Annotated in this window: 8 protein-coding genes; 2 read left to right on the top strand and 6 right to left on the bottom strand. The window is 60.4% G+C overall.

Annotated elements, in window-relative coordinates; genetic code table 11:
- Positions 1-97: 97 nt before the first annotated feature.
- The 6 genes from Q7C30_RS13575 to Q7C30_RS13600 form a co-directional block, all read right to left on the bottom strand.
- Positions 98-310: a DUF1127 domain-containing protein gene (locus Q7C30_RS13575; RefSeq protein WP_029612296.1), complete on the bottom strand. Its 213-nt coding sequence runs from the start codon at positions 308-310 to the stop codon at positions 98-100.
- Between the two features lie 332 nt (positions 311-642).
- Positions 643-2,136 carry an acetyl-CoA hydrolase/transferase family protein gene (locus Q7C30_RS13580; RefSeq protein ID WP_317871794.1) on the bottom strand — a complete coding sequence of 498 codons (1,494 nt, stop codon included), beginning with the start codon at positions 2,134-2,136 and terminating at the stop codon, positions 643-645.
- A gap of 188 nt (positions 2,137-2,324) precedes the next feature.
- Positions 2,325-3,776 (bottom strand): NAD(P)(+) transhydrogenase (Re/Si-specific) subunit beta, encoded by a 1,452-nt coding sequence (locus tag Q7C30_RS13585; RefSeq protein ID WP_039582462.1) that lies wholly within the window; start codon positions 3,774-3,776, stop codon positions 2,325-2,327.
- Positions 3,773-4,093 (bottom strand): NAD(P) transhydrogenase subunit alpha, encoded by a 321-nt coding sequence (locus Q7C30_RS13590; RefSeq protein WP_039582464.1) that lies wholly within the window; start codon positions 4,091-4,093, stop codon positions 3,773-3,775. The genes Q7C30_RS13585 and Q7C30_RS13590 overlap by 4 nt, the downstream gene beginning before the upstream one ends.
- 11 nt (positions 4,094-4,104) lie before the next feature.
- Positions 4,105-5,226, bottom strand: coding sequence for a Re/Si-specific NAD(P)(+) transhydrogenase subunit alpha (locus Q7C30_RS13595; RefSeq protein ID WP_116887321.1), 1,122 nt, complete (start codon positions 5,224-5,226; stop codon positions 4,105-4,107).
- A gap of 428 nt (positions 5,227-5,654) precedes the next feature.
- Complete coding sequence (locus tag Q7C30_RS13600) at positions 5,655-6,554, bottom strand: LysR family transcriptional regulator (protein WP_029612298.1); 900 nt, start codon at positions 6,552-6,554, stop codon at positions 5,655-5,657.
- Between the two features lie 163 nt (positions 6,555-6,717).
- Between Q7C30_RS13600 and Q7C30_RS13605 the strand changes: the two genes are divergently transcribed.
- Together Q7C30_RS13605 and Q7C30_RS13610 are read left to right on the top strand one after the other, a co-directional pair.
- Complete coding sequence (locus Q7C30_RS13605) at positions 6,718-7,899, top strand: acyl-CoA dehydrogenase (protein WP_317871795.1); 1,182 nt, start codon at positions 6,718-6,720, stop codon at positions 7,897-7,899.
- A 15-nt stretch (positions 7,900-7,914) separates the two neighbouring features.
- Positions 7,915-9,135, top strand: coding sequence for a CaiB/BaiF CoA-transferase family protein (locus tag Q7C30_RS13610; RefSeq protein WP_317871796.1), 1,221 nt, complete (start codon positions 7,915-7,917; stop codon positions 9,133-9,135).
- Positions 9,136-9,303 lie beyond the last annotated feature (168 nt).

A 9,303-nucleotide genomic window follows, 5' to 3' on the forward strand; every position in this document is an offset into this window, starting at 1 on the left:
TCAGCACGGTTTTACCATTCCCAATAAAAAACCCGTCACAGTTGCCTGTGACGGGTTTTCAAGAATGCAATGCCGATTAGTGCCGGCACGCCAGCGCTTAGCGCCAGAAAGGCTTGCTCAGCTCTTGGTAGCGCTGCGATTCGCTGATACCCGCATCAGCGAGCAGGCGTGCATCCAGGCGAGCGAGTTGACGACGGCTGGCGATGCGGCGTTGCCACAGCAGCAGGGTCGAAACGACGCGCAGTGGCGCCGAGGCTTTGGATTCAGTGTTGTTGTCGAAAACCAGACCGGAACTGAGGGTACGTTCCATGATGTGTCATCCTTCCGCTTATGGCGGGACTAGATAGTGATTTAACTGGTGTCAATGATCCTCTCGTCTTGTCCAGTACAGTAGATACAGTTCAACAGTATTGAGTGGGCTCAGTTAACTGTTTGTGGGCACTGTTGCACTCCAAATTGGCGCAACTGTATTGGTGTGCGCCATTGTGGTGCGAATTTGGAGGGGTTAAGTCTTTTGAGTGAGTATGGGCGGGGGTTATTGCAGTACAGTAGTACAGTTTTATTCGTCTGGCTTGGGCCAACTGTTTTATGCCGGTCACCGCAGAGTGCGTCCGCGATGACCGTCGCTAGAAAGCGTTCTGATCAGCCTGCCAGCATCCGCCCGTTCTCTTCCAGGTTTTCGTGCCAGCTCAGCGCCTCGCGCAGAATGTGCGGCGTATGCCCTCCGCGCGCGCAGGCCCGTTCGAAGTAGTCATTCAGCGCCGCGCGGTAGTCAGGGTGCACGCAATTGTCGATGATGACCCGGGCGCGCTCGCGCGGTGCCAGGCCGCGCAGGTCGGCAAGCCCTTGTTCGGTGACCAGGATGTCGACGTCATGCTCGGTATGATCGACATGGCTGACCATCGGTACCACGCTGGAGATCGCCCCGCCTTTGGCGATCGACTTGGTGACGAACACCGACAGATGCGCGTTACGGGCGAAGTCACCGGAGCCGCCGATGCCATTCATCATCCGCGTGCCGCAGACATGGGTGGAATTGACGTTGCCGTAGATGTCGAACTCCAGCGCCGTGTTGATACCGATGATGCCCAGGCGACGGACCACTTCGGGGTGGTTGGAAATTTCCTGAGGACGCAGCACGAGCTTGTCTTTGTAGCGTTCGAGGTTGCCGAACACGTCGGCGTTGCGCCGGCTCGACAGGGTGATCGAGCTGCCCGAGGCGAAGCGCAGTTTGCCTGCGTCGATCAGCTCGAAGGTCGAGTCCTGCAGCACTTCGGAGTACATGGTCAGGTCTTCGAACGGCGATTCGATCAGCCCGCACATCACTGCGTTGGCAATGCTGCCGATGCCAGCCTGCAATGGGCCGAGGCTGTTGCTCATGCGCCCGGCGGCCACCTCGCGCTTTAGGAAGTCGATCAGGTGATTGGCGATGCCCTGGGTCTCGTGATCCGGCGGCAACACAGTGGAGGGCGAGTCGGGCTGGTCGCTGATGACGATGCCGACGATCTTCGCCGGATCGATCGGGATAGCGGTGCTGCCGATGCGGTCATCGACCTTGACCAGCGGGATCGGCGTGCGGGTTGGACGATAGGTAGGAATATAGATGTCGTGCAAGCCTTCGAGATTGGGGTTGTGCGACAGGTTGATCTCGATGATGACTTGTTTGGCGAAGATCGCGAAGCTGGCCGAGTTGCCCACCGAGGTGGTCGGCACGATGTGACCTTGTTCAGTGATCGCGACGGCTTCGATGACCGCGATGTCCGGTAGCGTCAGTTGCTTGTTGCGCAACTGCTCCACGGTTTCGGACAGGTGCTGGTCGATGAACATCACCTGGCCGTCGTTGATCGCCTTGCGCAACGTGCTGTCGACCTGGAACGGCATGCGCCGGGCCAGCACGCCGGCCTCGGTCAGTTGCTTGTCCAGGTCGTTGCCCAGGCTGGCGCCGGTCATCAGGCTGATCTTCAGTGGCGATTGTTTCGCCCGTTCTGCCAGTGCATGGGGCACGGCCTTGGCTTCGCCGGCGCGGGTGAAGCCGCTCATGCCGACGGTCATGCCGTCCTCGATCAGGCCAGCGGCATCGGCCGCACTCATTACCTTGCTGTGCAGGGAGGACAAGCGGATACGATCACGGTACATGGGGTGTCATCTCGGGCTACTTGGCTACTGCAGCGCAGTCTAGTGATTTCGCCCGGGGCCGTCCCGCGACCATGGTCGTATGAGAAGCCCGGTCGTAGAGCCGTTGATCTGGATCAGCAAAACGACAAGGCCCCAGGAAAGATCTTCCTGGGGCCTTCTTCATGTCGCTCGGTTCAGCAGGAAAAGTGCTACTCCACGGCCTTGACCATGTCTTCGATGACCTTCTTCGCGTCACCGAACACCATCATGGTCTTGTCCAGGTAGAACAATTCGTTGTCGAGCCCGGCATAGCCGCTGGCCATGGAGCGCTTGTTGACGATGATGGTCTTGGCCTTGAAGGCCTCGAGAATCGGCATGCCGGCGATTGGCGACTTGGGATCGTTCTTCGCCGCCGGGTTGACCACGTCGTTGGCGCCAAGCACCAGCACCACGTCGGCTTGCCCGAACTCGGCGTTGATGTCTTCCATTTCGAAGACCTGGTCATAGGGGACTTCTGCCTCGGCCAGGAGCACGTTCATATGGCCAGGCATGCGCCCCGCCACCGGGTGGATGGCGTACTTCACGGTCACGCCGTTGTGCGTCAGCTTCTCCGTCAGTTCCTTCAGCGCATGCTGCGCGCGCGCTACCGCCAGGCCGTAGCCGGGGACAATGATCACGCTGTCGGCGTTGCTCAACAGGAAGGTCGCGTCATCGGCCGAGCCGGATTTCACCGGGCGCTGTTCCTGAGTGCCCGCCGAGGCGCCAGCACCGGCATCGCCACCGAAGCCACCGAGAATGACATTGAAGAACGAGCGGTTCATGGCCTTGCACATGATGTACGACAGAATCGCACCGCTGGAGCCGACCAGGGAGCCGGCGATGATCAGCATCGAGTTGTTCAGCGAGAAGCCGATACCCGCCGCCGCCCAGCCCGAGTAACTGTTGAGCATCGAAACCACCACCGGCATGTCGGCGCCGCCGATGGGGATGATGATCAGCACGCCCATGATGAAGGCCAGCACCAGCATCAGGGTGAACGCGCTGTAATGGCCGGTAAAGGTAAACAGCAGGCCCAGGGCCAGTGTCGTGATACCCAGGATCAGGTTCAGCTTGTGCTGGCCTGCGAACTGGACCGGAGCGCCTTGGAAAAGGCGGAACTTGTACTTGCCCGACAGCTTGCCAAAGGCGATGACCGAGCCGGAGAAGGTGATAGCGCCGATGGCGGCGCCGAGGAACAGTTCGAGCCGGTTGCCGGTCGGGATCGGATCGCTGATGAGCGCGACGATGCCCAGCGACTGCGGTTCCAGCACTGCAGCGATCGCGATGAAGACCGCAGCCAGGCCGATCATGCTGTGCATGAAGGCGACCAGTTCGGGCATCTTGGTCATTTCCACGCGCTTGGCCATGATCGCGCCCGCGCTGCCGCCAATCAGCAGACCAACGAGCACGTAGCCGATGCCTGCCGTGGCGCCGCCGTTGCCCACCGAGAGCGCGGCCAGCTTGTAGATCAGGCCGATGGTGGTCAGCGTGGCGATCGCCATGCCGATCATGCCGAACAGGTTGCCGCGTCGCGACGTAGTCGGGTGCGACAGGCCTTTGAGCGCCTGGATGAAACAGATCGAAGCGACCAGATAAAGGAGGGTGACCAGATTCATGCTCATGGTTGCTTCTGCCCCGCGTTCTTGGTTTTCTTCTTGAACATTTCCAGCATGCGGCGAGTGACCAGGAAGCCGCCGAACACATTGACCGCAGCCAAAGCCACGGCCAGTGTGCCCATCACTTTGCCGGCTGGCGTCACGGTCAGGGCGGCTGCGAGCATGGCGCCGACGATGACGATCGCGGAAATGGCGTTGGTCACGGCCATCAGTGGCGTGTGCAGCGCGGGAGTGACATTCCAGACCACGTGATAGCCGACATAGATCGCCAGCACGAAGATGATCAGGTTGTAGATGCCGTGGGAAATCAGCATGTCTTCCATAGTCGTATTCCTCAGCCGTTCTTGCGCACGATCTGGCCGTCGCGGCACATCAGGCACGCGGCGACGATGTCGTCTTCGAGGTTGATCGCCAGAGCGCCGTCCTTGTCGAACAGCAGCTTCATGAAATCCAGCAGGTTGCGTGCGTACAGCGCCGAGGCGTCGGCCGCCAGCTGTGCGGGAAGGTTGGTCGGACCTACGAGGGTCACGCCATGCGCCATCACCACTTGGTCGGCTACGGTGAGGGGGCAGTTGCCACCTTGGGCTGCGGCCAGGTCGATGACCACCGAGCCAGGCTTCATCTGCGCAACGGTTTCTGCGCTCAGCAGCGTCGGTGCCTTGCGTCCTGGAATCAGTGCCGTGGTGATGATGATGTCGGCCTGCTTGGCGCGTTCGTGGACCGCCTGTGCCTGACGCTGCATCCAACTGGCCGGCATGGGGCGGGCATAGCCACCGACGCCTTCGGCGCACTCGCGTTCTTCATCGGTCTCGTAGGGGACGTCGATGAATTTCGCACCCAGCGACTCGATCTGCTCCTTGACTGCCGGGCGTACGTCCGAGGCTTCGATCACCGCACCTAGGCGCTTGGCTGTTGCGATGGCCTGTAGCCCGGCGACACCAGCGCCCAGGATCAGTACACGGGCAGCCTTCACCGTACCGGCAGCGGTCATCAGCATGGGCATGAAGCGCGGATAATGGTGAGCGGCAAGCAGTACGGCCTTGTAGCCGGCGATGTTGGCTTGTGACGACAGCACGTCCAGGCTCTGGGCCCGCGACGTACGGGGTGCCGCTTCTAGGGCAAAGGCCGTGATGCCGCGATCGGCCATCTTGGCGATCAAATCATTGTTGAAGGGGTTGAGCATGCCCGCCAGAACGCTACCTGGGTTGATCTGGCCTAATTCTTGGTCGTTGGGGGCCACCACCTTCAGCACCAACTGTGCGCCCAGTGCGTCGGCGGCCTCGCCCAGGGTGGCGCCTGCGGCTTCATAGGCCGTATCCGGAATGCTGGCCTTGAGCCCGGCCCCACGTTCGACGGTGATCCGATGGCCTTGGCCAACCAGTTTCTTGATGGTTTCCGGGGTCGCAGCGACCCTCGTCTCACCCGTCTGCGTCTCGAGAGGAACACCAATGTGCACGACTTTTTCTCCTGCGGTGACCTTTGTCATTGTTGATTTCCAGCCCACTTCGGGTGGTGCGGCTGGAGCGGTCGTTGAGCATGCATACCGCCGGTTCCGGGGCGGGCGAGGCATTTTGCAGAGGAACCGAAACGGCATCAACCAGTTCTGGAGCGAAACGAAGTTAAAACTACAAGTCACACTGTGACCATGTGTCGCAATGCATGGGCTTCGACGCGTCTAGAATGGGACATTCGCATCATAGATGAGGAAAACGAGATTTTTTCCTGTGTTTCGCTCACAGATTGGTGAATGTCGTAAATGTCACCTCTAGCTCACGCTGTGCGGGGCGTTCAGAGATTTCGTCGAAGTCATAAGATTGTTTATGGATAGGCGACATATCCATACATCTGTAGGTTTATTTGACTAGGAACTACAGCACAGGCGGGCTACATGAGACGGGTGTAGGCGTGCGCTTGACCTATCAGCCAATCGCGGAAAGCACGCAGCGAAGCCGACTCGATCTTGCGCTCTGGAATCATCAGATGGTAGGCCTTGTCGCTGGTCAGCACATGCCTGTTTGCGACCACCAGGCGTCCGTCCTCCAGCTCGCGTTGGATGAGGAAAGGGGGGATCAAGGCGATGCCCATCTGGTGCATGGCCGCCTGGGCCAACATTGAGAACAGTTCATAGCGCGGCCCGGTCATGTCCCGCTCCACGGTCATGCCGAGGCTGGTGAACCACTGTCGCCACGCGTAGGGGCGAGTGGTCTGCTGCAGCAGTGGTAACTGTGCGATCTCACCCGGCTCGATGCAGTCCTGCTTTTCGAGCCAGTGCGGACAGCACACCGGCACCGGGTTCTCGCCCATCAACCGGTGCGATTGGGTGCCAGACCAGTCGGCATCGCCGAAGTAGATGGCCGCATCAAAAGGCGTGTCGGCGAACAGGAAGGGCCGAGTACGGTTGGTCAGGTTGACCGTCACCTGCGGATGACGCTGCTGGAAATCCTTGAGGCGTGGCAGCAGCCATTGAGTGCCGAAGGTAGGCACCACGGCCAGTTCGATGACACTGGCTCCTTGCTGGCGCATCACCGACAGTGTGTCGCGCTCCACCGCATCGAGCTGTGCTGCCACCTGGCGGCTATAGGAAAGGCCGGCTTCGCTCAGCTTGACTCCGCGTTGCGAGCGTCGAAACAGCTCTACGTTGAGGAAGCTTTCCAGGCTGGCGATCTGTCGGCACACGGCGCCCTGGGTCAGTGCCAGCTCCTGTGCGGCCTTGGTGAAGCTCTCGTGGCGGGCTGCAGCTTCGAAGCAGACCAACGCGGCGGTGCTAGGGATCTTCCGGCGCATGTACGTCAATCTCACTCATCAAGGGTCACTCAGGCGATTCTGTCCTCTCTTGGAGTGAGAAAACAACACAGGTAGGTGCGCAATCCTCGTTTGTCGTGCTGCCGATTCGGACCTAGGATCAACGCCAGCCCTATTCATCGGACATCTGCAGAGGACTCATCACATGGCCGGTAAAGCAAGCTTCAACTGGATCGATCCGCTGCTGCTGGATCAGCAGCTCACCGAAGAAGAACGCATGGTGCGCGACAGCGCCTACCAGTTCGCCCAGGACAAGCTGGCGCCGCGTGTGGTCGAGGCCTTTCGTCATGAGCGTACCGATGCAGCGATTTTCCGCGAGATGGGCGAGGTCGGTCTGCTGGGCGCAACCATCCCGGTGGAGTATGGCGGCAGTGGCCTGAACTACGTGTGCTACGGCTTGATCGCTCGCGAGGTGGAGCGCATCGACTCCGGTTACCGCTCGATGATGAGCGTGCAGTCTTCCTTGGTGATGGTGCCCATCGATACCTTTGGCAGCGAGGCGCAGAAGCAGAAATATCTGCCGAAGCTGGCCAGCGGCGAATGGATCGGTTGCTTCGGTCTGACCGAGCCCAACCATGGTTCCGATCCTGGGGCGATGATCACTCGGGCACGCAAGATCGAGGGTGGCTACAGCCTGACTGGCAGCAAGATGTGGATCACCAACAGCCCCATTGCCGACGTATTCGTGGTTTGGGCCAAGGATGATGCCGGTGATATTCGTGGCTTCATTCTGGAAAAAGGCTGGAAAGGCCTGAGCGCGCCGGCCATTCACGGCAAGGTGGGCCTGCGTGCTTCGATCACTGGCGAGATCGTCATGGACAGTGTGTTCGTGCCGGAGGAGAACATCTTCCCTGAAGTGCGTGGTCTCAAGGGGCCGTTTACATGTCTGAATTCAGCGCGATACGGCATCTCGTGGGGAGCACTGGGCGCGGCGGAAGCCTGCTGGCACACCGCGCGCCAGTACACGCTCGATCGCCAGCAGTTCGGCCGCCCGCTGGCGGCCAATCAGTTGATCCAGAAGAAGCTCGCCGACATGCAGACTGAAATCACCCTGGGCCTGCAGGGCTGTCTGCGTCTGGGGCGGATGAAGGATGAGGGCACGGCGGCGGTGGAAATCACCTCGATCATGAAGCGCAATTCCTGCGGCAAGGCGCTTGAAATCGCCCGTCTGGCCCGCGACATGCTTGGCGGTAATGGCATTTCCGACGAATTCGGTGTGGCCCGGCATCTGGTCAACCTCGAAGTGGTCAACACCTATGAAGGTACCCATGACATTCACGCGCTGATCCTCGGGCGTGCCCAGACTGGCATCCAGGCGTTCTATTAATAGAAGGAGCAGGCCATGGGAGCGCTTTCTCACCTGCGGGTGTTGGATCTGTCTCGGGTGCTGGCCGGACCTTGGTGTGGACAGATTCTCGCCGACTTGGGCGCGGATGTGATCAAGGTCGAGCGTCCCGGCAGTGGCGACGATACACGCGCCTGGGGGCCGCCCTTCCTCAAGGATGCGCAGGGCGAGAGTACCAGTGAAGCTGCTTACTACCTGTCCGCTAATCGCAACAAGCGCTCGGTCACGATTGATTTCACCCAGCCCGAGGGTCAGCGCCTGGTGCGTGAGCTGGCGGCCAAGTCCGATATCGTCATCGAAAACTTCAAGGTGGGCGGTCTGGCCAGCTATGGGCTGGATTATCACAGCCTGAAGACGGTCAATCCCACCCTTATCTATTGTTCGATCACGGGCTTTGGCCAGACCGGTCCGTATGCCAAAAGAGCGGGCTACGATTTCATGATTCAGGGGCTGGGCGGGTTGATGAGCCTGACCGGGCGCCCTGAGGGCGAGGAAGGCGCGGGGCCGATAAAAGTCGGGGTGGCGCTGACGGATATCCTGACGGGCTTGTATTCCACGGTTGCGATTCTGGCTGCGCTTGCCCATCGCGACCAGGCGGGCGAAGGCCAGCATATCGATATGGCGTTGCTGGATGTGCAGGTGGCGTGTCTGGCGAATCAGGCGATGAACTACCTGACCACCGGCGTTGCACCGAAGCGGCTGGGTAACGCGCACCCCAACATCGTTCCCTACCAGGACTTTCCCACTGCAGACGGCGATTTCATTCTTACCGTGGGGAACGATGGGCAGTTCCGCAAGTTCGCTGAGGTGGCGGGTCAGCCCCAGTGGGCGGACGACCCGCGGTTTGCCACGAACAAGCTGCGGGTAGCGCATCGGGCGGAGCTCATCCCGCTGATCCGCCAGGTGACGGTGTTCAAGACTACGGCGCAGTGGGTTGGCCTTCTGGAGCAGGCGGGTGTGCCGTGCGGACCGATCAACGACCTGGCGCAGATGTTCCAGGACCCGCAGGTGCTGGCCCGTGGGTTGGCGCTGGATGTGCCGCATGCGTTGGCGGGCAGTGTGCCGCAGGTGGCGAGTCCTATCCGGCTGTCGCGTACACCGGTGGAGTACCGTCACGCGCCGCCCTTGCTGGGTGAGCATACTCAGGCGGTACTCGAAGAGGTGCTGGGGCTGGAGGCGAGTGTCGTGCAAGGGTTGAGGGATGCCGGCGTGGTATAGGTGGGGTGGTAGACCTCTCTATAAATGAGCGGGGCGGCCGACAGGCCGCCCCGCTTTGTTTCAACTATTTGAAGTTATTTGAAATTAAGCCTTGACCGCTGTTCAGATCCCCTTATAATGCGCCCCACTTCCGCAGCAAACGGAACGCAAAACTTCTTGTTAATCAAC

This window comes from Pseudomonas sp. RAC1 (assembly GCF_030658255.1).
Taxonomy (GTDB): Bacteria; Pseudomonadota; Gammaproteobacteria; order Pseudomonadales; family Pseudomonadaceae; genus Aquipseudomonas; species Aquipseudomonas boreofloridensis.

Bases quoted from the DNA above. Each gene is read 5' to 3' on its own strand.
- Q7C30_RS13585 (WP_039582462.1), bottom strand. From the start codon at position 3,776: ATGAGCATGAATCTGGTCACCCTCCTTTATCTGGTCGCTTCGATCTGT.
- Q7C30_RS13605 (WP_317871795.1), top strand. From the start codon at position 6,718: ATGGCCGGTAAAGCAAGCTTCAACTGGATCGATCCGCTGCTGCTGGAT.
- Q7C30_RS13580 (WP_317871794.1), bottom strand. From the start codon at position 2,136: ATGTACCGTGATCGTATCCGCTTGTCCTCCCTGCACAGCAAGGTAATG.
- Q7C30_RS13600 (WP_029612298.1), bottom strand. From the start codon at position 6,554: ATGCGCCGGAAGATCCCTAGCACCGCCGCGTTGGTCTGCTTCGAAGCT.
- Q7C30_RS13575 (WP_029612296.1), bottom strand. From the start codon at position 310: ATGGAACGTACCCTCAGTTCCGGTCTGGTTTTCGACAACAACACTGAA.
- Q7C30_RS13610 (WP_317871796.1), top strand. From the start codon at position 7,915: ATGGGAGCGCTTTCTCACCTGCGGGTGTTGGATCTGTCTCGGGTGCTG.
- Q7C30_RS13590 (WP_039582464.1), bottom strand. From the start codon at position 4,093: ATGGAAGACATGCTGATTTCCCACGGCATCTACAACCTGATCATCTTC.